Origin of the sequence: Arthrobacter sp. STN4 (genome assembly GCF_024539665.1) — a bacterium.
Taxonomy (GTDB): domain Bacteria; phylum Actinomycetota; class Actinomycetes; order Actinomycetales; family Micrococcaceae; genus Specibacter.
This window is the reverse complement of the sequence record NZ_JAKZGX010000001.1, coordinates 376,194-400,010: the sequence shown is the minus strand read 5'-3', so window position 1 is coordinate 400,010 and position 23,817 is coordinate 376,194. Positions and strand designations below refer to the sequence as shown.

Here is a 23,817-nt window from a genome sequence, read left to right as displayed (position 1 = left end):
GGGGGCAGCGCTGTTCCCGAGTGCGCTGCGGTAGCGTGGAAGGACACTCGGCCCGGGCATTCCGGGCCCGGAAGGAGCAGAAGTGTCCATTGTTGTCATCAACGCCTTGAAGGTCCCGGTCGAGGCCGGATCCGAACTCGAGTCGCGCTTCGCCGCGCGCAAGCACTCGGTGGACGGCGCCCCCGGGTTCGAGGGGTTCCAGCTCCTGCGCCCCGTCGCCGGGGAGGACCGCTACTTCGTCTACACGCAATGGGCCACCCGTGAAGACTTTGAGAACTGGCGCGCCCAGCGCTCCGGCCACGACCACTCCGCCCAGGCCCCGGTGGCCAGCGGCATGGACCTGCTCGAGTTCGACGTCGTGGACCTCGGGTAGCCCCGGGGCGGCGCACCGCGCGCTGCCGGCCCTGCGCCACTTCCCACGTGGCGCAGGGTCCACGTGACGGCATTGCGCAGCTTTAAGGGCCGCTGCCGGAATATTGCCCGTCCGGCGCCGGTTGCCCCGAATATGAGCCAAAACACACAGGCCGCCGTGGCGGCCACCATCGACATCAAGGACCTCGGGACTGTCCAGCGGCTGGGCTACGGTGCCATGCGGATCACCGGCGACGGCATCTGGGGCGAGCCCGCCGACCATGCGGCGGCAGTCGCCACGCTCCGCAGGGCCGTGGAGCTGGGCGTCGACTTCATCGACACCGCCGACTCCTACGGCCCGGACGTCTCCGAGCGCATCATCGCCGAGGCACTCCACCCCTATCCGGCGGGGCTGCACATTGCCACCAAGGCCGGCCAGGCCCGACCTGCGCCGCACAAGTGGGTTCCGCTGGGCCGTGCCGAGTACCTCCGCCAGCAGGTGGAGCTGAGCCTGCGCAAGCTCAAGGTGGACACCCTGGACCTGTTCCAGCTGCACCGCATCGACCCCAAGGTGCCGGTGGAGGAGCAGTTCGGGACCCTGCGCGCCCTCCAGGACGAAGGCAAGGTCAGGGCCCTGGGCCTCTCCCAGGTGTCCGTCGCGGAGCTGGAAACCGCGGCCGGGTACTTCACCGTGGCCAGCGTGCAAAACCGCTACAACCTCACCGACAGGTCCTCCGAGGATGTGCTGGACTACGCGGAGGCACACGGCATTGCCTTCATCCCGTGGGCCCCGATCTCGGCAGGAATGCTGGCCGGGGCCGGCGGTGCTGTCGAGGAGGCGGCGCAGCGGCTGGGTGCCACGCCATCCCAGGTGGCCCTGGCCTGGCTGCTCCAGCGCTCCCCCGCCATGCTTCCGATCCCCGGTACGTCATCCCCGGCGCACTTGGAAGAAAACCTTGGCGCGGCCGCCCTGCGGCTGGACGGGGAAACGTTCGCCGCCCTGGACGCCGCCGGCCGTGCCGAACATGAGCGGGCGGGCACCAAATAAGGCAATGCGTGCCCGCCCGCCTTGTCGGGGCGCCGCCCGGAACCGCCCGTAACCAGCCGGGGGCGCAGGCGGCAAAGGTACGGCCCCGCAGTGGCATCACTGCGGGGCCGTACCTTTGCTGCGAAACGCTGTTACACGCGGGCGCCCGAGTGGATCTGTGCGAAGAACTCGCCCAGCTCCGCAGTGGCGGTCAGCGGCAGGATGTCCGCCACGTACTGGTCCGGGCGGACGACGACGACAACGCCGTCGCGGGACAGCCCGCGCACATCAAAGATGTCATCGCCTTCCACAATGCCGAACACCTTTTCAAGGTTGGTGAGCCGGAACGGCCCCACCACGGGCTTGAACACGTCGGGCACGGCGTTGATGTCGATGTCCTCGTGCTTCTGCTGGTAGATGACCTTCGCATCAAACCAGGCGTCGGCGTCGAGCCCTTCGGGAGTGGCCGCCAGCGGCGATTCCGGGGCGTTTGCGAGCCACTGCGCCAGGTCCGTGGTGGGCGAGGCGGCCCCGGGCTGGGCCTGGTCGGCGAAGACGTAGATGCGCCAGCGGCCGTCGGCCGTGGCCAGGTGGCCCAGGTGCAGGGGGTTGGTGTCGCAGACGCGGGAGACGCGTGCGGACTTGAAACGCTTGCCGAGCGGGAACCCGGTGGCCAGCTCCTGGCGGGCGTGTGAGGCCGTGAGCATCGAGCTCGTGTACTGCGTCATGAACCCTGCCGGGAACTCGGCGGTGGCCACGTAGAAGTCCTCCAGCTCCGACGGGTCGGCGAACTCCTCGGGCTTCTTGGCCATCATGGTGGACCATTCCTTGTCGAAGTCGATGAGGTTCTTCGCCACCACCTGGCGCTCGGTGGAGTAGGTGTCCAGCAGCGCGGCGGGGCTGCGTCCTTCAAGGACGTGGCCGAGCTTCCAGCCGAGGTTGAAGCCGTCCTGCATGGAGACGTTCATGCCCTGGCCGGCCTTGGCGCTGTGCGTGTGGCAGGCGTCGCCGGTGATGAAGACGCGGGGGCTGCGCGTGCCGCGGTCCTGCGCCAGGACGTCGTCGAACCGGTCGGTGAGGCGGTGGCCCACTTCGTAGACGCTGTGCCAGGCAACGCTGCGCACATCCACGGTGTACGGGCGCATGATCTCGTTGGCCTTGGCGATGATCTGCTCGATGCTGGTCTTGCGCACGGCGCCGCGGTCGCCCTCGGGCACCTCGCCCAGGTCCACGTACATGCGGAAGAGGTAGCCGCCCTCGCGGGGGATCAACAGGATGGATCCGCCGTCGTGCGACTGGATGGCGCACTTGGTGCGGATGTCCGGGAAGTCGGTCTGGGCCAGCACGTCCATGACGCCCCAGGCATGGTTGGCCTGGTCGCCGCCCATGGTGCAGCCGATCGCCGAGCGGACCTTGCTGCGGGCCCCGTCGCAGCCAACGACGTACTTGGCGTGGACGAAGCGCTCGGTGCCCTCGTCCTCGCCGGCGCTGCGCACCAGCGTGACCTTGACGGGGTAGTCGCCCTCGCCGGTGACCTCCAGGCCCTGGAATTCCCAGCCGAAGTCGGGGACCAGGCGGGTGGGCGAGTTTTTGGCGACCTCGGCAAAGTAGTCGAGCACGCGGGCCTGGTTGACGATCAGGTGCGGGAATTCGCTGATGCCGGTCGTGTCGTCGACGGCGCGGCCGCCGCGGACAATCCGGGTCGGTTCCTTTTCGTCCGGGCGCCAGAAGTTCATTTCCGTGAGCCAGTAGGCCTCTGCGGTGATGTGCTCGGCAAAGCCGAACGCCTGGAAGGTCTCGACGCTGCGGGCCTGGATGCCGTCGGCCTGGCCGAGCTCCAGCCGGCCACCGCGACGCTCCACGAGGCGCGTGGTGATGTCCGGGAACTGGGAGAGCTGGGCTGCGGTGAGCATGCCGGCCGGCCCCGAGCCCACGATCAGCACGTCCACCTCATCCGGAAGCTCCTCGGGGCGGTCAATGCCGACACCGGCGGCCGGCTTGACCCTCGGGTCACCGGATACGTATCCATGGTGGTGGAACTGCACAAGAATCTCCTCGCTGCAAGGTGGCGGCGGCTGCGCCACCAAAAATCGTTAATTCGCTATTTGAACATGCAGTTCTAATAGTGCACACTAAGCATAATTGTGTGCGTCAACTCACGCAAGCCTGTGAGCTGAACGTCGCCAGGGCGGACGGGTGTTTCGGCGGTTCCAGGGGACGTTGGCGCCGCGTACGGGCCCTGCGGTGCGGATAGGATTCGACCATGTTCCGTTACACCCTCCGGCAGGTGCTCCATTTTGTCGCCATCGCCGACCACGGCTCGATCCGGGCGGCCGCAGAGGCAACCCACGTCTCCCAGGCCGGGCTGTCGCTGGCCTTGACGGAGCTGGAAAAGGCCCTCGGCGTCCAGCTGGCGGTCCGGCAGAAGGCGAAGGGCATCACGCTGACCAGCGCGGGGCGCAGGTTCCTTTCCGAGGCCCGGATGCTGCTGCGCCAGGCCGACGAGCTCCAGGCCACCACGGCAGAGTCCCCCGGCATGCTGGCCGGGCCGCTGGACATCGGATGTTACAGCACGCTGGCCGCCTTTTGGGTCCCGCCCATCACCGCCGGTTTCGCCGCAGCCAACCCGCACCTGGCACTGTCCATCACCGAAGGTCCGCCGCGCCGTCTCCAGCTGGACATGCTCGAGGGCAGGCTCGACGCCGTCCTGACCCACACGCGGCACGTCGTCGAGGGGGCCCAGTACAAGGTTGTCAGGGGAGGCCGGCCCTACGTTCTGGTGGGGGTCATGCACCGCCTGGCCGGGCGCTCCGCCGTCCGGCTGGCGGAGCTGGCCGATGACGACATGGTCCTGCTGGACATCCCCACAGTGCGCGAAAACCAGCTGCCGAACCTGCGCGCCTCCGGCCTGGACCCGAAAATTGCGTGGCGGTCCACCAGCTATGAGGCCGTCCGCGGCATGGTGGCCCGCGGCCTGGGCTACACGGTCCTGGTCCAGCGCCCGCCCCACGACGTCAGCTACGAGGGCCTGCCCGTGGTTCCCCTGCCCATCGAGGGCCCCATCGGCCACAGCGACATCTGCTTTGCCTACCCCGCCAAGCAACAGCCCAGCCGCAAGCTGCAGGCACTCATCGACTACTGCGCCGCCTATACCCCGCCGGTCAGCCCGTAAAGACCCGGCACACCCCGCCGGCCGGGCAGCGAGCCCTGCGAGCGCGTCGAGACCCGGGGCCGCGCCCGGCCCTGCACCACCAACCGAGCGTCCGCAAAAACACCCCCGGTTGCGCGGGAGCGTCCTTAAAAACACCCCCGGTTGCAACCGAGCGTCCGTGGGGAGGGCGGACGTCGCGGGGCACGCACGACGGCGGCGGGTGGCCTTCCGCCGGAAGGCCACACTCTTTCCCTACACGACGCTCTTCCGATCTGGAAGGCCACCCGCCGCCGTCGTCCGGGGAGATCGCACCCGGGTGAATGGGTCAGCGCATGTCGCCGCTGAGGTCCGCGGTGCGGCCTTCCTTGGTGGCCATGACGCACACGGCCGCCACCACGAAGGCCAGGGCCCAGGCCACGCCCACCAGCCACAGCGAGCCGCCGGCCAGCAGGACCAGGCTGCTGGCGATCAGGGGCGTGAAGCCGGCGCCCAGCGTGGAGGAGGACTGGTAGGTCAGCGAGGCGCCGGTGTAGCGGATGCGGGTGGGGAACAGCTCCGCCACGTACGCGCCGAACGGGCCGAAGATGACGCCCTGGATGATGCCGTTGGCCAGGAACAGGCCGATCGCGAAGCCCAGCAGGGTGTGTGTCTGCAGGAGCCAGAGGATCGGGAAGGCCAGCACGGCGCCGGCAATCATGCCGGCGAGCATGACGGGTCGGCGGCCGAACCTGTCGCTGAGCCGGGCGGCGAACCAGATGCCAACGATCGTGAGCATGGCGCCGACGGCCTTGACGTTCAGCACGCCGGTCTGGCTGACACCGTGGTCCACCGCGTAGGCAATGGCCCAGACCGTCATCAGGCCCTGCACGGTGTAGGAGCTCATGCCCGCCAGTGTGCCCAGGATCAGGTTCTTGGGGTACTTGGTGAAGACCTCCAGCAGCGGCACGCGCTTCTTTTCCGCCGTTTTCTCCAGTTCCAGGAACAGCGGCGTCTCGGCCACCTTCAACCGGATCACCAGGCCCACGGCCACGAGCGCCAGGCTGACCAGGAACGGCACGCGCCAGCCCCATGCCAGGAACTGTGCCCGGGGCATGACCGAGAAGGCCGAGACCATCAGCGTGGCCATGACGGCGCCGGCGGGCCCGCCCATGTTGGCGAAGCTGGCGGCAAAGCCGCGGCGCTTGGACGGGGCGTGTTCCAGGGCAACCAGCATGGCGCCACCCCATTCCCCGCCGACGGCGATGCCCTGGACCAGGCGCAGCACCACCAGCAGGATGGGCGCAGCGAGTCCGATCTGCGCCGTCGTGGGCAGCAGCCCGATGGATGCGGTGCCCAGGCCCATCATCACCATGGAGACAATCAGGCAGCCCTTCCGGCCGAGCCTGTCGCCGAAGTGGCCGAAGATGGCCCCGCCCACCGGGCGGGCGGCGTACCCCACGGCCAGGGTGCCGAAGGAGGCGAACAACCCCACGGCGGGCGGGATGTTGGCGAAGAAGACCTTGTTGAACACCAGGCTGGCCGCCATCGCATAGAGCACGAAGTCGTAAAACTCAATGGCGCTGCCGATAAAGCTTGATGCCAGGATCCGCCGCATGGCGGAGGTGTTCAGGCTGTCTTCCCGCGCGGCACGTCCCTGGCGGGGGTTGGTCTTGTTGCTTGTCATAGTCATCTCGCGGAAACCATTTCTTCCATTGTGCGCGTGGCGGAGGCGCTGTGGCCAAAGGGGATGGAGTCAAGGTCGTCGGGGACGTAATAGTCCCCGGCGAAATCGGCCCCTGCCTGCTGCCAGACGGACAGCGGTGTGGTCCCGGGAACCAGGTGGTGCAGGGCCAAGGCCCCGGCCCCTGCCCGGGTTGCCAGCTCCACGGCCTCCGCGGCGCTGGTGTGGGACTTGCGGTGGTGGTCCCCGGATGCCCGGCCTGTCCCGTCGGAGGAACCGCCGTAGGTCTTGTTGACCCAGTCAAAGTCGATGGCCTCGTGCAGCAGCAGGTCGGTGCCGCGCGCCAGCCGGACCAGGTTTTCGCACGGCGCGGTGTCCCCGGAGATCGTCACGGAGCCGGCCGCGGTGTCGAAGCGGAAGGCGAAGGCCGGGGCGATCGGCGGGTGCTCCACGAGCGTTGCCGTGACCGTGACCAGCTCGTCCGAATAAATTTCAAACGGTTCCATCCCCTGCGGCGTGGGGTTGCCGTTGGGCGAATAGCCGGCCTCCGCCGGGATGGCGATGTCCTGCGGCACAAAGTAGTCAAAGGGCGACGGGCGCAGGCTGTCCAGGATCCTGTCGTTGAGGTCGGTGGCGTAGGCGGCCATCAGGTGGTTGAACATGCCGGTAATGCCCGGCGTCGGGTTGTCCGGGAACACGGGTGACGGCGGCACCGTGGCCCGGGCGGAGACCGGGGGCAGTGCGCCGCGGTCGCCGGGTCCCACCAGGTGGATCTTGTGCTGTCCGGCCCCGAAGGTGAACAGGCCGAAGATGGCCAGGGAGCCCAGGTCGATGGTGTGGTCCGAGTGCAGGTGTGTGACGAAGATGCCGCGCAGGGAACTGACGGGCAGGTTGGCCAGCATCATCTGCCGGCCCACCCCGTGCCCCGCATCCACGAGGTAGGTGGCCTCCCCGACCACGACGGCGGTCGCGATCCCCGAGCGCTTCCCGGCGTTTTCGCCCGTCCACCAGCGGGGGCCGCCGGCGGTGCCGAGCGTGACCACCCGGGGCGTAAGGTCTGGGACTTGCCGGCTCATTGCCTGCCTCCTGTATCTGCAGCCCGACCGGCTGCGACGATGGTGTGGATCACTTTTCTTCCACTATCGTGCGCCAGCTCACAGTGTTTGAAAAACGGTTTTATGCGTGCACTAAAACTGGTTTTACTTATGTTCCGGCAGCCCTTCCCGGCAACCTCCCAGCCGACGGTTGGAGAATGCATGGCATGCCTGAGGATTTTTCACCGAATACAACCCTGCCCGCCGCGACGGACCGGCGGGTCCGCAGCCTGGTCTCCAAGGTCCCTGAAGTGACGGCGTTGTTTTGGGTCATCAAGGTGCTGACCACCGGCATGGGTGAGACCACCAGCGACTACCTCGCCCACACGATCGATCCCGTCATCGCCGTGGGGATCGGCGCCGTGTGCTTCGCGGCCGCCCTGGCACTGCAGTTCTCCGTCAAGCGGTACATCCCGTGGGTGTACTGGCTGGCCGTGGCCATGGTCAGCGTTTTCGGCACCATGGCCGCCGACGTGTTGCACGTGGGCCTGGGCATCCCCTACGTGGCCTCGACAATCTTCTACGCCGTGGTTCTGGCGGCCGTGTTTTTCCTGTGGCACCGCACGGAAAAAACGCTGTCCATCCACAGCATCCACTCGCCCCGGCGCGAAATGTTCTACTGGGCTGCCGTGCTGGCCACCTTCGCCCTGGGCACGGCTGCCGGCGACCTCACCGCCGTCACCCTGCAGCTGGGCTACCTCGGCTCCGGCGTGCTTTTTGCCGTGGTCATTGCCGTTCCGGCGCTTGCGTACTGGAAGTTCGGGCTGAAGGCCATCCCCGCCTTTTGGGCTGCCTACATTGTCACCCGGCCACTCGGGGCGTCGTTCGCCGACTGGATGGGCGTCTCCCATGCCCGGGGCGGACTGGATTGGGGCACCGCACCGGTCAGCCTCGGCTGGGCCGCGGCCATCGTTGTGCTGGTGGCGGTGCTGGCCGCCCTGCAGCGGCGCACCAAGGCGCAGACGGGCGCATAGGGCCGGACGCCGCCGCGGGAAGTCGCCGCCGCGGGGCGCCTGCCGCGTGACGACGGCATGGGCCCGGCCCCGGCATCAGCCCGGTTCAGGCCCCGGCCCGCGCCAGGAGCCGCAGGACGGCTTCCTGGCTGAGCCAGCCTTTCAGGACCCCGCCATCAACGACGGGCAGCCCGCCGCCTGCCGGGGAGTCCAGCACCAGATCCACCACGGAGTCCAGGGTGGCCGCAGGGGCCGCCGTGGCAACGTGCTCGGCGAGCGCGGACAGCGCCGGCCCCTGTCGGTCCTCGCTTCCCGCCAGCGCTTCGGACAGCAATTGGAGGGTGACGACGCCGGCCAGCCGGCCGGCGTCGTCCGTGACGGGCAGGCTGTGCCTGCCGGAGGCCAGGAGCAGGTGCGAGCCCTGGGCCGCGCTGAGGTTGCCGTCCAGGGACCGGCGGCCGGCATCCATCACGGAGTCCACGCGGGTGGCCTGCATGAGTTCGGTCCCGGGGTGCCGGGTGAGGTCCACGCCGCGGCGGCTGAGTTTGAGGGTGTAGATGGTGTCCGGGGACAGGAGCTTGGACACCCCGGCGGAGACCACAATGGCGAACATGATCGGCAGGATGATCGAATACTCGCCGGTCATCTCAACCATGATGATGACGGCGGTGATCGGGGCGCGCGCGGCCCCGGCGAAGACCGCGCCCATGCCCACGAGCGCGAACGTCCCCACCTGGCCGTGGAGCGCCGGATCGATGATCCCCACAACTTCCCCGAATGCGGCACCCAGCATGGCGCCGATGAACAGGGACGGGGCAAACACGCCGCCCGAGCCGCCGATCCCTATGGTCAGGCTCGTGGCCACGATCTTGCCCACCAACAGCAGCAGCAAAAAGCCCACCGCATAGCGGCCGTCCACGCCGGCCTGCAACACGGGGTACCCCACCCCGTACATCTGCGGCAGGGCCAGCAGGAGCAGCCCCAGCAACAGCCCGCCAAGGGCGGGCCGGAGCCAGTTGGGGATGCGGCGTGCCGCGAAGTCGCACGCGTCCTCGATCCCGTACAGCACCCGGGTGAACCCCACCCCGGCCAGGGCCGCCAGCAGCCCCAGCAGCAGAAACAGCGGGTACTCCCAGCCGCCGCCCAGATGGAAGGGCGGAAGCTGCAGGAAGGCCTTGTCGCCCAGGAACGTCCGCCCCACCACGGAGGCGGCCACGGAGGCCAGCACCACCGCGCCGAAGGAGCCGGCCTCGAAGTCCGCCAGCAGCAGCTCCAGGGCAAAAAAGACCCCCGCAATGGGGGCGTTGAAGGTCGCCGCAATGCCTCCCGCTGCACCACAGGCCACCAGGGTGCGCACCCTGGCATCCGGCATCCGGAACACCCGGGCCAGCCAGGATCCCAGGGCCGAGCCGATCTGCACGATCGGCCCTTCACGGCCAACGGACCCCCCGGACCCGATGCAGATGGCCGAGGCCAGGGCCTTGACCACGGCCACCTGGCCCTTGATCCGCCCGCCGTGCCGGCTGACGGCATACATGACCTCGGGGACGCCGTGGCCGCGGGCCTCCGGCGCGAAGCGCTGGACCAGCGGCCCGTAGACCAGCCCGCCCGCGGCGGGGGCGAGGACGACAAAAAACGGGCCCAGCCAAGGCAGCCACGGATGTGCCGGGTGGCCCTGGACCGCCGAATAGTCAAGGTGCCCGGAAAAGAACAGGGTGGCCGCGGAGATCATCCAGCGAAACGCGACGGCGGCGAACCCGGCCCCTGCACCCACCACCAGTGCCACGCTGATCAACTGGTAGCCGCCTTCCGAAGCGGGCCGCCAAATGGTCCGCCAGGCAGCTGAAAGGTTGCGTCGGGGTGTGCCGATGCCGTTGGACATGCAGGGAATCCTCACTTCATGGCTCACGCCTAAATTTCATGCGATTAAATTTCATGCGGTCGTACAATATATGCCATACTGCAATTATGCATGCTAGCACCCCTCCTTCCGCCCCCGGAGACGCGATCGCTGAAACGTTGACGGCCTCACGGGCGCTGTTGGGCGTGATTGCCCGGTCCCTGGCCACCGTCATGGACACCGTGACGCTGCCCCAGTTCAGGGTGCTGGTGGTGCTTTCCGACTTTGGCCCGCTCCGCATGGGGGACCTGGCCGGCAGGCTCGGCGCCAACCAATCAAGCTTCAGCCGCTTCGCCGACAGGATGGTGACGGCCGGATTGATCACCCGGCAGGTGGGGACGGCCAGCCGCCGGGAGGTCATCATGTCACTCACCGAACACGGCAGGAACGTCCACAGCACCGTGACGGAAGCCCGCCGCACGGAGATCGCCACGCTCCTGGGCACGCTTTCCCCCACGGAACGCGAGGCGGTCAAGACCGGCTTTGAAGTCTTCGCCCGGGCTGCCGGGGAACCCTCCGCGGCCGAGCTGATGATAGCGGGGCTTTGAGCGTGCAGCTGCTGTCCGGCATGCCGCCCATGCCCGGCATGGGAAACCCCCACGCAGTCATGGCCGGGCCCATGTGGATGCCCACCGCCCCACCCACCGTGGCGAACGTGCTGGCCTGGCATCCGCAGCCGATCCCCGTGCTGCCCGTCCTGGCCGTGGTCCTGCTGCTCGGCTACGGCGCCGGACTGCTGGTGCTGCGCCGCCGCGGGGTGGCATGGCCGGTGGGGCGCACCCTGATGTGGCTTGTCGGCGTGGCGAGCATCCTGTTTGTCACGGGCACCGGCATTGACGGCTACGGCATGGAGCTCTTCAGTATCCACATGGTCCAGCACATGGCGTTGAACATGCTCTGCCCGGTCTTTTTGGTGCTCGGCGCCCCCATCACCCTGCTGCTGCGGGTGCTGCCGGCCGGCCACGGCCGCCGCGGCACGGTGCGCCGCGGCCTGCTGCGCGTCCTCCATTCGGTGCCCGCCTCCATCCTCACCCATCCCGTGGTGACGTTCGCGCTGTTCGTCATGAGCCTGTACGGGCTCTATTTCACCCCCGCCTTCGACTACCTGATGGGCACCTGGTGGGGGCACAACATCATGTTGATCCACTTCCTGATGATCGGCTTCCTGTATTTTTGGGGAATTCTGGGTGTGGACCCCTCCCCGCGCCAGACCGGCCGGGGGCTGCGCGGCATCTCCGGGGAGGTCGTCCCGGTGCTGGAACTGGCCGCCACCACCCCGTTCCACGCGTTCTTCGGCGTGGTGGTCATGATGTCCACCACGCTGCTGGTGCACTTTTATGCCACGCCCATGCCGGGCTGGAACATCATGCCGCTGGCGGACCAGGGCACGGGCGGCGGGATCGCCTGGGGCTTTACCGAATTCCCCACGCTGCTGGTGCTCGGCGTCCTGGTCTCCAAGTGGCAGCGCTCCGATGCGCGCAAGACGGCGGCCGCCGAGCGCCGGGCCGCCCGCGTGGGGGACGTGGACCTGGAGGACTACAACAGCTACCTGCAGCGCCTGGCCTCCCGGGACAAGGGGCCGCAGTGAGCCCGCTGGCGGTCGCGGCCGCCACCAGCTACGCCTTCACCCTGGGCCTGGTGGCCGCCGTCAACCCGTGCGGGTTCCCGCTGCTTCCAGCCTACCTGGCCCTGTTCACCGGCAGGCCCGACGGCGGCGGCACCGGCCGCGCGGCCCGGGCCGCCCGCGGCCTGGTCTCCGGCACCGGGGTCACGTGCGGCTTCACGGCTGTCTTTGGCACGCTCGGGCTGGTCCTGGTCTCCGGTGCCGCACTGGCCTCGGGATGGCTGCCGTGGTTCATGGTGGCGGCGGGCGCCCTGATGGCGGCCCTGGGCATTTCAACGCTTTGCGGGCGCCCCCTTTACCTCCGGCTGCCCGCGCCCCGGCTGGCACCGGGCGGACGGACGTTCGCTGCGACGTTCATGTTCGGCATCGCCTACGCCATCGGTTCCCTCAGCTGCGCCCTCCCCCTGTTCCTGGCCGCCGTGGGCGGCTCGTTCACCCGGCTGGGTTTTTGGGCCGGCCTGGGCTGCTACCTTGCCTATGCCTTGGGCATGGGATTGTTTGTCACCGGTGCCGCCGTGGCGACGGCGGTCGCGGGGGCCGGGCTGATGCGCCGTTTCCGGCAGGCCGGGCGCTTCCTGCCCGTCGTCTCCGGGACGGTGCTCGCCGTGTCAGGGCTCTACCTCGCCTACTACTGGACGGCCGAGCTGCTCCACTTTTCCCTGGCCGCCGGCCCCTTCGGCACCGTCTCCGCCGTGCAGGGGGACGTGACCTCATTCATCGCGGGCCACATGGCCCTCATGGCCCTGCTCCTGCTCGCGGCAGTCCTCGCCGCCGTCACCGCCGTCGCCCGCAAAAACTGGACCAGCCCCCGGGAAGCCCGCGGGGCGGAACCTTCGGAAGGAAACCCCCATGCCTGAAACACCAACACCGGCCGCCGCGCCACGCACCCGCGGCAGGGCGGTCCTGTGGGGCGTGGGCGGCCTGATGCTCCTGATGGCCGTGGTGGTGGTCCTGCTGCTCGCGGGCCTGGTGCCAAACACCCCGCCCGCCGCCCCGGCAGCCCAGGGGGCGGCCGCCGTCGAGCCCGGCATCAATGCGGCCGCCTCCACCCTGCTCCAGCTGGACCCGCAGGCCCGGCCGCTGCCCACGGCCCCGGCCCTCTCGCTGACCGACCAGGACGGCAGGCACGTCACGCTGTCCCACTACCGCGGAAAGTCAGTGGTGCTGTCCTTCAACGACGACCGGTGCCAGGACCTGTGCACCCTGCTCGCCCAGGACGTGGTGGCCGCCAACAAGGACCTGGGCCCACATGCCAAGGACGTGGTGTTCCTTTCCGTCAATGCCAACCCCTACTACCCGTCGACGGCGGCCGTGAAGGAATGGACGGACGGCCATGGCCTGGCCGGCGCGTCCAACTGGGTTTTTGCCACCGGCAGCCCGGACCAGCTGGCCAAGACGGCCGCGAACTACGGCGTGCCGATTGAGCTCAACCCCAAGACACGGGACGTGGTCCACGGCACGGAACTCTTCTTCATCGACCCGTCCGGGAAGGAGGCCGCCCTGGGGCAGTTTGGCACCTCATCCGCCAACACCGATCTCTACGGCCACGCGATGGCCCAGGCCGCGGTGGACCTGCTGTCCCATGCCGCCGCGATCCACGTTGGCGGTCCCTCCCCCGCGGCACAGGCCGGCCGGACGGCAGCCTCCCTCAACGCCGCCGCGCCGGGCTTCACGCTGCCGCAACTGTCCCACCCGCACAGCAGCACGTCGCTGGGCGCGCTCAAGGGCAAGGTGACGGTGCTCAATTTCTGGGCCAGCACCTGCACGGCGTGCACCACGGAAATGCCCGCCATGGAACAGTCCTTCAAGGACTTGGGCAAAAACGTGAACTTTGTCGGCATCGACGTCGCCGACAACCCCGCCAGGGCCGCCGCCTTCGCCGCCCAATACGGCATCAGCTACCCCCTGCTCAGCGACACCGCCGGCACTGCCTCTGGCGCGTACCAGGTGCCCGGGCTGCCGTTCACCGCGGTGATTGGGGCCGACGGGACACTGCTGGTCCGCCACCCCGGCGCCATGACGGCCCAACAGCTCGAATACGTGCTCCAAAGCCTGGCCCAGGGCGGCAGCTGACGCCCTACGGCAGCCGCTGCGCGAACCCGGCGGCTGCCTCCAAAAGGCGCGGCACGCCCTCCTCCAGCACGGCACCCAGGGAGGGCCCGCCGTCGTCCCTCCCGCCCTGCTGCCAACGGGCGTAGATCGCCTCACAGAAGATCGCGGCCTTCCACAGCGCCAGCGCCTGATACCAGGGCAACGCGGACAGGTCCAGCCCGAAATGCTGGTTGTACCGTTCCACCAGCTCCTCCCGCGTGAGGTACCCGGGCTGCGCCGTCACCGAGGTCAGTTCCATCAGCGTCCCGGGTGATCCGGCCTGCGCGTATGTGGCGGTCAGGTAGCCCAGGTCGGCCAGTGGGTCGCCGAGCGTCGCCATCTCCCAGTCCAGCACGGCCTGCACGCGCACGGGCCCGGAGCGGCGGAACATCAGGTTCCCCACCCGGTAGTCGCCATGGACCAGGGCGGTGCGCTGCGTGGCGGGCCGGTTCGCCTCCAGCCACTGCGCCAGCTCCGCAACCTGCGGCAGGTCCCGGACGGCCCCGGCGTCCCACAGCCCGGCAAAGCGCGCCACCTGCCGCCGCAGGTATCCCTCCGGCCGCCCGATCCCGGCAAGCGCGCCCTTGCCGCCATCCACCGAATGCAGCCGCACCAGCATGTCCGCGACGGCCTCGCTGGTGGCGCGCCGCTGCCCGCGACCGTCCAGGTGCGCCGGAACCGTGTCCGTGACCACGTCGCCGTCCAGAAACTTCATGAGGTAAAACGGCCCGCCCAGGACGTGCGTGTCCGCGCAGACGGCGAGGATTTTCGGCACCGGAATGCCCCGCGGCGCCAGCAGCTGCTGGAGGTGCGCCTCCCGGACCATGTCGTGGGTGGACGGCGGCAGCGGCGGCCGGGGCCCGCGCCGGAGGACGACGTCGGCACCCCGCCTTTTGATGCGGAACGTCACGTTGGACTGTCCGTCGCCAATGCGGTGCCAGTGCAGGGGCCCGGTGCCGATCCCGGAGGCGTCCAGGTATTCCTCCAGCCGGTCCACCACCAGCAGCGGCGGCACTTCCATCCGCTCCGCCTCGGCCGTCGTCCGGGCCACGTCCCCGCCGCCGGTCACGGGAGGTCCCCGGCGTCAATGCGGGCCGCGCCCTGGAACGGTTCGCCGCCCTCCACCTCGCGGCGCCTGGCCGCGGAGGCCCGGCGCGCGATGGCCCATTTGTGCGTCTCGGTGGCGCCGTCGTAAATCCTGAAGGGGCGGACCTCGTTCAGGTACTGGGCCAGGGGGAGCCCGTCGGAGACCCCGTCTCCCCCACACAGCTGCACGGCCCGGTCGATGACCCGGTAGACGGCCTCGGAACAGTGCACCTTGGCCACGGAGGACAGTGCGGCCCCGGCCTGCGGATCGGTGCCGAGCAGCACGGCGCACCGGCCGATGATGGCGTCGGAGGTTTCAAGGTCGATCACGGAGGAGGCGATCAGCTCCTGCGCAATGCCCAGCCCTGAAATGGGTCCACCAAAGATCTCGCGGGTGTTGGCGCGGTCCAAGGCAATGTCCAGGGCCCGGCGGGCCAGCCCCAGCCAGCGCATGCAGTGGGTCAGCCGCGCCGGGCCCAGCCGCAGCTGGGCATGCCGGAAGCCCAGGCCCACCCTGCCCAGCACGGCGTTGTCCGGCACGCGGACGCCGTCGAAGTGCACGTGCGGGTGGCCGCCGGGCAGGTACTTGTCCATGGTGTGGATGGCCGCGCCGACGCGGACCCCCGGCGAGTCCATGGGCACCAGGAACATGGTGGCGCCGGCGGGCGCCGCGTCCTTCCCGGCACCGGCCGGCCCGGTATCCGGGGTGCCGGCACCAGCGGTTACGGTATCCGGCGTGCGGGCCATGACGATGGCGAAGCCGGCAAAGGTGGCGCCGCTGGTGAAGCGCTTGTGGCCGGTGATGGTCCAGTGGCGGCCGTCGTGCACGGCGGTCGTGGCCAGTGCGCCCGGGTCGGAGCCGGCCCCCGGGTGCGGCTCGGTCATGGCAAAGCAGGAACTGATCTGCCCGGCCGCCAGCGGCGCCAGATAGCGGCGCTTTTGTTCGGCCGTGCCAAGCAGGTTGAGCATGTGCATGTTGCCTTCGTCCGGCGCCATGCAGTTCAGCGCGGCCGGGCCGATCGGGGAATACCCTGCCTCCTGGAATATGGGGGACCAATGTTCCAGGGGCAGCCCCTGCCCGCCAAATTCGCGGGGCGCGTGCGGGGCGTAGACGCCGGCGGCCTTGGCGGCCTCCCCGAGCTCCCGGCGCACTGTCAGGTTCAGGGCCTGCCCGGGACGCGGCTCCGCCGGGATGACGGTGCCGCGGATGAACTCGCGGGTGCGCAGGCGCAGCTCCTCGGCTTCGGCGGGCCCCGGGCCGGCCGGCCGGGACGGCCCCGCGTGCTGCCCCATCACTGCCGGTCCTGGCCTATTCCGCCGGCGACGAGCAGGCCGCCATCGAGCGTGAGCACCTGGCCGGTGACCCAGTCCGCGTCCGGGGAGGCGAGGAAGGCGACGGCGGAGGCAACGTCGTCGGGCGTGCCCAGGCGCTTCAGGGGATACGTGGCGGCCACTTCCGCCTCGCGCCCCTCATACAGGGCCCGGGCAAAGCGGGTCTTGACCACGGCTGGCGCCACGGCGTTCACGCGCACCGCCGGCGCCAGTTCAAGGGCCAGCGTGCGCGTGAGGTGGGAGACGGCGGACTTGCTGATGCCGTACAGGCCGATGCCCGCCGCCGGGACCACGCCGCTGGCGGAGGACACGTTCACCACGTTGCCGCGGCGCTCCCGGAATCCCAGTCCCGGGCGGTCCAGCACGGCCCGGGTCCAGGCCAGCGTGGCGAGCACGTTGAGCTCGAAAATCTTGCGCGCCGCGTCCATGTCGACGGTTTCCAGCGGACCGTAGGCGGGGTTGATGCCGGCGTTGTTGACCAGGATGTCCAGCCCGCCCAGTTCACGTTCGACGCCGTCCATCACCTCTGCGCGGTGCGCCGGGTCGTCCGCGTGCCCGGCAAAGGTGACCACGCTGCCGGCCGGGAAAGTGGCCGCGGCGTCCGCGAGCTGGTCCGCGCCGCGGGCGGTGATCGCCACGCGGGCCCCTTCCGTGGCCAGCCTCCGGGCGATGGCCAGGCCGATCCCCCTGCTGGCGCCCGTGACTATGGCCGCCCTGCCGTTGAAGCGGTGGCAATTGACGTTCATGGCACCCTTTCCGTCCCCGGTCCGCTGCCGGCCGGTAGTTGCCAGCATGCTGCGGATCGGGGCGGCGGTCAAGGGTGCGGGCCCGTTGCGGGCGGCTGTTCCCAGGCTTGGGCGAACCCGTCTTCGTCGTCAAATTCAACGGTGGCGATGACTTCCCTGGTCTTCGGATCGATCATGAAGGCCTCGTCCTCCTCCTCGACCATGATGAAGTCGCCGTGGTCGGTGCCAAAGTGCCAGGCCGGGACGGTTTGACCCTTGTGCTCGAAGTTGGGGTCCCCCATGGTGATTTTTTCCAGCTCGTAGCCGGCCGTGCTGCACAGTTCCCGGATGACGGCCTCAAACTCGGGAATGTTCTCCAGCCCGGCTTCCTCGGCCTCGGCCTGGCGCTGCGCCAGGTTGGGGATCCGGGCCGCGCGCCCGGCGATGTGGGCGGCAAGCCCGTCCGCGTCGAGGAGGAGCAGGCCTTCCTGTCCCTTGAGCCAGGCGGCGCTGAGCGCCGTGAGGTCCTCGGTGTCCAGGAGGTCCTCGAAGGCCCCGTCGAGGGCTTCCATGTGCTGGACACCCTCGCTGCGAACGTCGGCGACGTCGTAGTCCTCGTCGAGGTCGCCGTCCAGGTAGGCTTCGGAGTCCGCTTCGGACAGCGAGTCGAAGTAGGCCGTGGTCCGGTTGAAGAGCTCCAGGTGCTGCCCGGCGCCCATGCCCTCCAGCCCTTCGCGGATGTAGGCGTCGAGTTCTTCGCGGTCCGGGGACATGATGACGTACTGGGCGAATCCGCCGTCGAGCGCCTGGGTCAGGTAAAAGTCAACGAAATAGCTGCACAGGGCGTTGGGGGCCATCTCCCCGGAGTTGAGCAGCGCCTCGAACATGGCGTTCACCACGGACACGTTGGAATCAACAACGGCCGCATCGTCGGCGTCGGGGCCCTGCACGGTCAAAACAACGGGGTACTGGATCTCGGTCACGAAGGAATTCCTCACTGCAGGGAGCCTGTGCTGCTGACTGACACCTCCACGGTACGTCGCACACCATGCCGCCTTGGCGCCCGCGGGGTGAACGTCGGGCGACCATTCGGCAACCATTCCCCGACCCCCGGGCCGGCGTCGGGTCCCGGTGCCGCGCAGGGTTGGCAGCCAACGGCGCGCAGGAGCCGGTCACGCTCCCTGGTGCGCGGCCAGGAAGGTGTACACCTCGGTCTCGTCCACGCCCGGGAACGCACCCTGCGGCATCGCTGCCAACAAGTGCGAGTTCGCACGGGTGGACGGCCAGGCGTTCCCGGCCCACTGCGCGGACAGCTCGGCGGGCGGGCGGCGGCAGCAGTCCGGGTCGGGGCACTTGGACTGCGAGCGCTCCTTGGTGTCACGCCCGCGGAACCATTTCACGTGCTCGTAGGGGACGCCGATGCTCAACGAGTACTCCCCCGAGGAGTGCCGTTCCGTGCGGGCCGTGCACCAGTACGTGCCCACCGCGGTGTCCGTGTACTGGTTGAAGGCCCGGAACTTGTCCGGCACGTCAAAGACGGCCCGTGACGTCCAGAACCGGCACACGGCCTGCCCCTCGATGGCGCCGGTGTGGTCGGCGGGGAAGTTCACGCCGTCGTTCTCGTAGGCCTTGTGGATGATCCCGGACTCGTGCACCTTCTGGAAGTGCGTGGTGATGCCCAGGTGCTCGGTGGCCAGGTTGGTGAAGCGGTGCGCGGCCGTCTCGTAGGACACGGCGAACGCGTCCCGGATGTCCTCGATGGCCAGCTCCTTGGCGGCCTTCGCTTCCTTCAGGAAGTCCACCGTGGCGTGCTCGGGCATCAGCAGGGAGGCCGCAAAGTAGTTCGTGTAGACGCGCTGGCGCAGGAAATCCGCATAGTCGCGCGGCGTCTGGTGCCCCAGGACATAGTGGCCCAGCGCCTGGAGCAGCACGGAGCGGGGGTCGTGGTCGGAGCGCTGGCCGTGCGTGAGGTAAATCCGGTGGTTCTTCAGGTCCGTCACGGAGCGGGTGGAATGCGGCAAATCCCCCACATAGTGCAGGTCAAAGCCCAGGTGCTCGGCAATGTCCGCCGCCACGTGGTGGGACAGCGGGCCCCGGTCATGCCCCACCTTGTCCAGCAGGTCCTGGGCCTGGCGCTCAATCTCCGGGTAGTAGTTGTTGCGGGCCTTCATCTCCCCGCGCAGTTCGGAGTTGGCCCGCCGCGCCTCCTCGGGCGTTGCGGACTGTTCATCCAGCCGGCGTTCCAGCTCGTGCTGCAGCCCCACCAGGGACTCCAGGATTTCCATGGAAAGCCGGGAGCTGACGCGGACCGTGGGCAGTCCCAGCGACTGGTACAGGGGCCCGCGCTGCGCCCGTTCCAGCTCGATTTCCAGCGCCGCCCGGCGGCTGGGCGGCTCCGCCCCGAGCAGCTGGTCCAGGCTGACGCCGAGGGCCCCGGCCAGGTGCTGGAGCAGGCTGAGTTTGGGTTCCCGCTTGCCGTTTTCAATCAGGGACAGCTGCGACGGCGCGGACCCCACCTTGGCGCTGAGGTCGTCGAGCGTCATGCCCAATTTCTTGCGCAGGTGGCGGACCCGGCGGCCCAGCGCTATCAGGTCCACTTCGCCGTCGCCGCCGGCGCCCTTGCCGTCGCGTGGGGCCCCATCGCCCAGATTCCAGCCCGCATTGTTCATTTCTTGAGAATACGGGAAGAAGTGCAAATCTTTCCACCCTTTTTATCTGCAAAGCCCTTGCAAAGCCCTGAATAGTTGATTTCAAGAAGAAGGACCAAGGATTCCAGCAAAGGAGCTTTTCATCATGACTGCAGCATTTGAACCCGCAAAGACGCCGGAACAGACCAACGCTGAGGCAGCCGCGGCCCTCGAACTCGAGTGGGCGGCCAACCCCCGCTGGGAGGGGATCAAGCGCTCCTACCCGGCCTCCGACGTCGTCCGGCTCCGCGGCCGGGTCCAGGAGGAGCACACCCTGGCCCGCCGCGGTTCGGAAAAGCTCTGGGACCAGTTGCGCAACGCCGGTCCGGAAGGCTACACGAACGCGCTCGGCGCCCTGACCGGCAACCAGGCCGTCCAGCAGGTCAAGGCCGGGCTGAAGGCCATCTACCTCTCCGGCTGGCAGGTCGCCGCCGACGCCAATTCCAACGGCAACACCTACCCGGACCAGTCCCTGTACCCCGTGGACTCGGTGCCCAAGGTGGTCCGCCGCATCAACAACGCCCTCCTGCGCGCCGACCAGATCGAGTTTTCCGAAGGCAAGCAGAGCGTGGAGGACTGGCTGGTGCCGATCGTGGCCGACGCCGAGGCCGGCTTTGGCGGGCCGCTGAACGCCTACGAGCTCATGAAGTCGATGATCACCTCGGGTGCGGCCGGCGTGCACTGGGAAGACCAGCTGGCCAGCGAAAAGAAGTGCGGGCACCTGGGCGGGAAGGTCCTGATCCCCACGGCCCAGCACGTGCGCACGCTCAACGCCGCCCGGCTCGCCGCCGACGTCGCCGGCGTCCCGTCTGTTATTGTTGCCCGTACGGACGCCGAGGCCGCCACCCTGATCACCTCCGACGTTGACGACCGCGACAAGCCGTTCCTCACCGGGGAGCGGACCGCGGAAGGTTTCTACAATGTGCGCAACGGGATCGAGCCGTGCATTGCCCGCGGCCTGGCCTACGCCCCCTACGCGGACCTCATCTGGATGGAAACCGGCACCCCGGACCTGGAACATGCGAAGAAGTTTGCCGAAGGCATCCACGCGCAGTTCCCCGACCAGATGCTCGCCTACAACTGCTCGCCGTCGTTCAACTGGAAAAAGCACCTGGACGACGCCACCATCGCCAAGTTCCAACGCGAGCTCGGCGCCATGGGCTTCAAGTTCCAGTTCATCACCCTGGCTGGCTTCCACGCCCTGAACTACTCGATGTTTGACCTTGCCCACGGTTACGCCCGCAACGGCATGAGCGCCTACGTCGACCTGCAGGAGCGCGAATTCGGCGCAGAAGAACGCGGCTACACCGCAACCAAGCACCAGCGTGAAGTGGGCACCGGCTACTTCGACCTGGTGGCGACGGCGCTGAACCCAAACAGCGGCACCCTCGCACTGGCAGGCTCCACCGAAGCCCAGCAGTTCCACTAACAGCTTTCCCCCTCATCTGTGTTGCAGCTGGTGGACCGATCCGACCCGAAACGGCGGGTTTTCGTCCAACAGCTGCAACACAGATGGACCAGACTTGGAGCAAACACCATGAACTCAACCAACAGCCTGAACGGATTCACGATCAACGGCATCACCCTGACGGCACCGCCCATCCACCGCCAGGATGAGATCCTGACCCCGGAGGCCCTGGACTTCATCGCGGCCCTGAACCGTGCGACGACGGCGCGCCGCCAGGAGCTGCTGCAGGCCCGCCAGGTGCGCCGGCGCCAGATCCTCAGCGGCAGCGACCCGCGCTACCTGCGCGAGACCGCCGGCATCCGCGAGGACCCGCGGTGGCGGGTCGCCCCACCGGCCCCCGGGCTGGAGGACCGCCGCGTGGAAATCACCGGCCCCGTCGATGCGAAGATGGCCATCAACGCCCTGAACTCCGGAGCCAAGGTGTGGCTGGCGGACATGGAGGACGCGTCCACGCCGACCTGGGGCAATGTGATCCGCGGCCAGGTCAACCTGATCGACGCGCTGGAACGCCGCATCGACTTCACAAGCCCGGACGGCAAGGAGTACCGCCTAAACCCGGCCGAGGACATGCCGACCATCGTGGTCCGCCCCCGCGGCTGGCACCTGCCGGAAAAGCACCTGCTCATCAACGGCAAGCCGATGGCCGGCGGGATCGTGGACTTTGGCCTGTACTTCTTCCACAACGCCCGCCGGCTCATCGCCCAGGGCAAGGGGCCGTACTTTTACCTGCCGAAGATTGAAAACCACCTCGAAGCCCGGCTGTGGAATGACATCTTCGTTCAGGCCCAGGACCTGCTGGGCATCCCGCAGGGCACCATCCGCGCCACCGTCCTGATCGAAACCATCACCGCGGCCTTCGAAATGGAGGAGATCCTCTACGAACTGCGCGACCACGCCGCCGGCCTGAACGCCGGGCGCTGGGACTACCTGTTCTCCGTCATCAAGAACTTCCGCACCCGCGGCCCGCGCTTTGTGCTCCCGGACCGCAACCAGATCACCATGACGGCACCGTTCATGCGCGCCTACACCGAACAGCTGGTCCGGGCCTGCCACCGCCGCGGCGCCATGGCCATCGGCGGCATGTCCGCCTTTGTGCCGAACCGCCGCGACCCGGAAGCCAACGCCAACGCCCTGGAGAAGGTCCGTGCGGACAAGACCCGCGAGGCCGGCGACGGCTTTGACGGCTCCTGGGTGGCCCACCCGGACTTGGTCCCCGTGGCCATGGAGGTCTTTGACGACACGCTGGGCTGGAACCCGAACCAGATCAGCCGCCTGCGCGAGGATGTCGAAGTGGACGACCGCGCCCTGCTGGACGTGGCCGGCACCCAGGGCACCATCACCGAGGACGGCATCCGGGACAACATCTGGGTGGGCATCCAGTACATCGAGTCCTGGCTGCGCGGCCACGGCGCCGTCGCCCTGAACAACCTCATGGAGGACGCCGCCACCGCGGAAATCTCCCGCTCGCAGATCTGGCAGTGGATCCACAGCCAGGCCATCACCGACCAGGGCGAACTCATCACCTTCGACTGGGTGCAGGAAATGCTGGAGGAGGAATTCGCCAGGATGCCCCGCTTCGATGCCGACCGCTTCGACGACGCGCTGGAAATCTTCGAGGCCGTGGCCCTGGGCGAGGAGTTCCCCACCTTCCTGACGCTCTCCGCCTACGCCAACTACCTGCACGAAACCCCCGCGCAGGAGCCGGCCCGCAAGCGCGAGCTCGCCGCCGCGTAGTTTCACAAGTCTTGGCTGGCCTGCCGGACACGTCGCCACTGACCGCCCGAAATCCGGGTCCCGGCGGCCCAGCCAGAATACCGACAGGCCCGACCACCCCATCCGGTGGTCGGGCCTTGTCATGCCCCGGGCGGCGGGCCCTCCGGAATAACCGCCTCCCGTTCCCCGTTGCCGCAATTATGAAGATTGAAATCTGGTCCGACGTCGCCTGCCCGTGGTGCTACATCGGCAAGCGCCGCTTTGAAACTGCCCTGGATGGGTTCCCGCACAAGGATTCCGTGGAGGTGCAGTGGCGCAGCTACCAGCTGGACCCCAGCCTCCCGGAGCACTACGACGGCACTGAGATCAGCTACCTTTCCGAGCGCAAGGGCATGGACCCTGGCCAGGTCGCGGGCATGTTCGCCCATGTGACCGAGCAGGCTGCCGGCGTGGGCCTGGACTACAAGTTCAACGACGTGGTGGTCGCCAACAGCTTCAACGCCCACCAACTCATCCACCTGGCTGCGGCCAACGGAAAGGCCGACGCCGTCAAGGAAGCCCTGCTTTCGGGCCACTTTGAGCACGGCGAGGACATTGGCGCCCGCGAGTTCCTGGTCCGCACCGGAACCGCCGCAGGGCTGGACGCCGCCGCCATCAACGAGGCGCTGGACACCGGCAAGTACGCCGACGACGTCCGCCACGACTTTGCCGAGGGCCGCGCGCTCGGCGTCCAGGGCGTGCCGTTCTTTGTGATTGACAGGAAGTACGGGATCTCCGGCGCCCAGCCGTCCGAACTGTTCGCCCAGGCCCTCAACGAGGCATGGCAGGAAGCGAATCCGCTGACCATGGTGGCCGCCGCCAGCGCCGATGGCGCCGAGGTGTGCGGTCCGGACGGCTGCGCGGTCTAGCGTCCACGGTCGACGGCGTGCCAAGCTGTCCGGGACGGGTAAAATTT

20 protein-coding genes are annotated in these 23,817 nt (G+C 68.6%); 11 read left to right on the top strand and 9 right to left on the bottom strand.

The genetic code is table 11. The features are described from left to right. Positions 1-82 precede the first annotated feature (82 nt). A complete protein-coding gene (locus MMF96_RS01890) occupies positions 83-373 on the top strand; it encodes an antibiotic biosynthesis monooxygenase (protein ID WP_176616960.1) in 291 nt (96 codons plus the stop codon). A gap of 132 nt (positions 374-505) precedes the next feature. Further along, on the top strand, positions 506-1,399 hold the full coding sequence (locus tag MMF96_RS01885; protein WP_176616961.1) for an aldo/keto reductase: 894 nt from the start codon (positions 506-508) through the stop codon (positions 1,397-1,399). Between the two features lie 131 nt (positions 1,400-1,530). Here MMF96_RS01885 and MMF96_RS01880 read toward each other — a convergent pair whose 3' ends face one another. Continuing rightward, positions 1,531-3,423 (bottom strand): FAD-binding monooxygenase, encoded by a 1,893-nt coding sequence (locus MMF96_RS01880; RefSeq protein ID WP_256882352.1) that lies wholly within the window; start codon positions 3,421-3,423, stop codon positions 1,531-1,533. 218 nt (positions 3,424-3,641) lie between these two features. Here MMF96_RS01880 and MMF96_RS01875 point away from each other — a divergent pair, with 218 nt between their 5' ends. Next, positions 3,642-4,550 carry a LysR substrate-binding domain-containing protein gene (locus MMF96_RS01875; RefSeq protein WP_256882351.1) on the top strand — a complete coding sequence of 303 codons (909 nt, stop codon included), beginning with the start codon at positions 3,642-3,644 and terminating at the stop codon, positions 4,548-4,550. 304 nt (positions 4,551-4,854) lie between these two features. Here MMF96_RS01875 and MMF96_RS01870 read toward each other — a convergent pair whose 3' ends face one another. After that, positions 4,855-6,198, bottom strand: coding sequence for an MFS transporter (locus MMF96_RS01870; RefSeq protein ID WP_256882350.1), 1,344 nt, complete (start codon positions 6,196-6,198; stop codon positions 4,855-4,857). Continuing rightward, positions 6,195-7,265: an MBL fold metallo-hydrolase gene (locus MMF96_RS01865; RefSeq protein WP_256882349.1), complete on the bottom strand. Its 1,071-nt coding sequence runs from the start codon at positions 7,263-7,265 to the stop codon at positions 6,195-6,197. The genes MMF96_RS01870 and MMF96_RS01865 overlap by 4 nt, the downstream gene beginning before the upstream one ends. Before the next feature lie 185 nt (positions 7,266-7,450). Between MMF96_RS01865 and MMF96_RS01860 the strand changes: the two genes are divergently transcribed. Next, on the top strand, positions 7,451-8,257 hold the full coding sequence (locus MMF96_RS01860) for a hypothetical protein (RefSeq protein WP_256882348.1): 807 nt from the start codon (positions 7,451-7,453) through the stop codon (positions 8,255-8,257). An 85-nt stretch (positions 8,258-8,342) separates the two neighbouring features. On the opposite strand, the gene MMF96_RS01855 is transcribed toward MMF96_RS01860, so the two are convergent. Beyond that, positions 8,343-10,145: a chloride channel protein gene (locus tag MMF96_RS01855; protein ID WP_256882347.1), complete on the bottom strand. Its 1,803-nt coding sequence runs from the start codon at positions 10,143-10,145 to the stop codon at positions 8,343-8,345. Positions 10,146-10,204: 59 nt separating this feature from the next. On the opposite strand from MMF96_RS01855, the gene MMF96_RS01850 reads away from it, so the two are divergent. Genes MMF96_RS01850 through MMF96_RS01835 form a run of 4 tightly spaced genes read left to right on the top strand, consistent with a single transcriptional unit; the run spans position 10,205 to position 13,833 of the window. Then, a complete protein-coding gene (locus MMF96_RS01850) occupies positions 10,205-10,684 on the top strand; it encodes a MarR family winged helix-turn-helix transcriptional regulator (protein ID WP_176616967.1) in 480 nt (159 codons plus the stop codon). 2 nt (positions 10,685-10,686) lie between these two features. Further along, complete coding sequence (locus tag MMF96_RS01845; RefSeq protein ID WP_256882403.1) at positions 10,687-11,724, top strand: cytochrome c oxidase assembly protein; 1,038 nt, start codon at positions 10,687-10,689, stop codon at positions 11,722-11,724. Further along, positions 11,721-12,617 carry a cytochrome c biogenesis protein CcdA gene (locus tag MMF96_RS01840; protein WP_256882346.1) on the top strand — a complete coding sequence of 299 codons (897 nt, stop codon included), beginning with the start codon at positions 11,721-11,723 and terminating at the stop codon, positions 12,615-12,617. Before MMF96_RS01845 ends, MMF96_RS01840 begins: the two co-directional genes overlap by 4 nt. Next, positions 12,610-13,833 (top strand): redoxin domain-containing protein, encoded by a 1,224-nt coding sequence (locus MMF96_RS01835; protein WP_176616969.1) that lies wholly within the window; start codon positions 12,610-12,612, stop codon positions 13,831-13,833. The genes MMF96_RS01840 and MMF96_RS01835 overlap by 8 nt, the downstream gene beginning before the upstream one ends. Positions 13,834-13,837: 4 nt before the next feature. Here the strand turns inward: MMF96_RS01835 and MMF96_RS01830 are convergent, their stop codons facing one another. The 5 genes from MMF96_RS01830 to MMF96_RS01810 all read right to left on the bottom strand — a co-directional run bounded on the left by MMF96_RS01830 (position 13,838) and on the right by MMF96_RS01810 (position 19,663). Then, entirely contained in the window at positions 13,838-14,920 is a 1,083-nt protein-coding gene (locus MMF96_RS01830) for a phosphotransferase family protein (RefSeq protein WP_256882345.1), read from the bottom strand. Next, complete coding sequence (locus MMF96_RS01825) at positions 14,917-16,230, bottom strand: acyl-CoA dehydrogenase family protein (protein WP_256882402.1); 1,314 nt, start codon at positions 16,228-16,230, stop codon at positions 14,917-14,919. Before MMF96_RS01825 ends, MMF96_RS01830 begins: the two co-directional genes overlap by 4 nt. After that, on the bottom strand, positions 16,230-17,063 hold the full coding sequence (locus MMF96_RS01820) for an SDR family oxidoreductase (RefSeq protein ID WP_306295619.1): 834 nt from the start codon (positions 17,061-17,063) through the stop codon (positions 16,230-16,232). The genes MMF96_RS01825 and MMF96_RS01820 overlap by 1 nt, the downstream gene beginning before the upstream one ends. A 20-nt stretch (positions 17,064-17,083) precedes the next feature. After that, complete coding sequence (locus tag MMF96_RS01815; protein WP_256882344.1) at positions 17,084-17,977, bottom strand: hypothetical protein; 894 nt, start codon at positions 17,975-17,977, stop codon at positions 17,084-17,086. Between the two features lie 189 nt (positions 17,978-18,166). Continuing rightward, the gene (locus MMF96_RS01810) at positions 18,167-19,663 is read right to left on the bottom strand and encodes a helix-turn-helix transcriptional regulator (RefSeq protein WP_256882343.1); all 1,497 of its coding nucleotides are present in this window, start codon (positions 19,661-19,663) and stop codon (positions 18,167-18,169) included. Between the two features lie 124 nt (positions 19,664-19,787). Between MMF96_RS01810 and aceA the strand changes: the two genes are divergently transcribed. The 3 genes from aceA to MMF96_RS01795 all read left to right on the top strand — a co-directional run bounded on the left by aceA (position 19,788) and on the right by MMF96_RS01795 (position 23,770). After that, positions 19,788-21,110 carry an isocitrate lyase gene (gene aceA, locus MMF96_RS01805; protein WP_256882342.1) on the top strand — a complete coding sequence of 441 codons (1,323 nt, stop codon included), beginning with the start codon at positions 19,788-19,790 and terminating at the stop codon, positions 21,108-21,110. A 108-nt stretch (positions 21,111-21,218) separates the two neighbouring features. Then, positions 21,219-22,883, top strand: coding sequence for a malate synthase A (gene aceB / locus MMF96_RS01800; RefSeq protein WP_256882341.1), 1,665 nt, complete (start codon positions 21,219-21,221; stop codon positions 22,881-22,883). A gap of 179 nt (positions 22,884-23,062) precedes the next feature. Then, a complete protein-coding gene (locus MMF96_RS01795; protein ID WP_176616974.1) occupies positions 23,063-23,770 on the top strand; it encodes a DsbA family oxidoreductase in 708 nt (235 codons plus the stop codon). Positions 23,771-23,817: the final 47 nt, after the last annotated feature.

What these genes read in the sequence shown, in the direction of transcription:
- MMF96_RS01810 (WP_256882343.1), bottom strand. Translation starts at nt 19,663, where the DNA reads ATGAACAATGCGGGCTGGAATCTGGGCGATGGGGCCCCACGCGACGGC.
- MMF96_RS01795 (WP_176616974.1), top strand. Translation starts at nt 23,063, where the DNA reads ATGAAGATTGAAATCTGGTCCGACGTCGCCTGCCCGTGGTGCTACATC.
- MMF96_RS01885 (WP_176616961.1), top strand. Translation starts at nt 506, where the DNA reads ATGAGCCAAAACACACAGGCCGCCGTGGCGGCCACCATCGACATCAAG.
- aceB (WP_256882341.1), top strand. Translation starts at nt 21,219, where the DNA reads ATGAACTCAACCAACAGCCTGAACGGATTCACGATCAACGGCATCACC.
- aceA (WP_256882342.1), top strand. Translation starts at nt 19,788, where the DNA reads ATGACTGCAGCATTTGAACCCGCAAAGACGCCGGAACAGACCAACGCT.
- MMF96_RS01825 (WP_256882402.1), bottom strand. Translation starts at nt 16,230, where the DNA reads ATGGGGCAGCACGCGGGGCCGTCCCGGCCGGCCGGCCCGGGGCCCGCC.
- MMF96_RS01835 (WP_176616969.1), top strand. Translation starts at nt 12,610, where the DNA reads ATGCCTGAAACACCAACACCGGCCGCCGCGCCACGCACCCGCGGCAGG.
- MMF96_RS01870 (WP_256882350.1), bottom strand. Translation starts at nt 6,198, where the DNA reads ATGACTATGACAAGCAACAAGACCAACCCCCGCCAGGGACGTGCCGCG.
- MMF96_RS01875 (WP_256882351.1), top strand. Translation starts at nt 3,642, where the DNA reads ATGTTCCGTTACACCCTCCGGCAGGTGCTCCATTTTGTCGCCATCGCC.
- MMF96_RS01820 (WP_306295619.1), bottom strand. Translation starts at nt 17,063, where the DNA reads ATGCTGGCAACTACCGGCCGGCAGCGGACCGGGGACGGAAAGGGTGCC.
- MMF96_RS01850 (WP_176616967.1), top strand. Translation starts at nt 10,205, where the DNA reads ATGCATGCTAGCACCCCTCCTTCCGCCCCCGGAGACGCGATCGCTGAA.
- MMF96_RS01865 (WP_256882349.1), bottom strand. Translation starts at nt 7,265, where the DNA reads ATGAGCCGGCAAGTCCCAGACCTTACGCCCCGGGTGGTCACGCTCGGC.
- MMF96_RS01860 (WP_256882348.1), top strand. Translation starts at nt 7,451, where the DNA reads ATGCCTGAGGATTTTTCACCGAATACAACCCTGCCCGCCGCGACGGAC.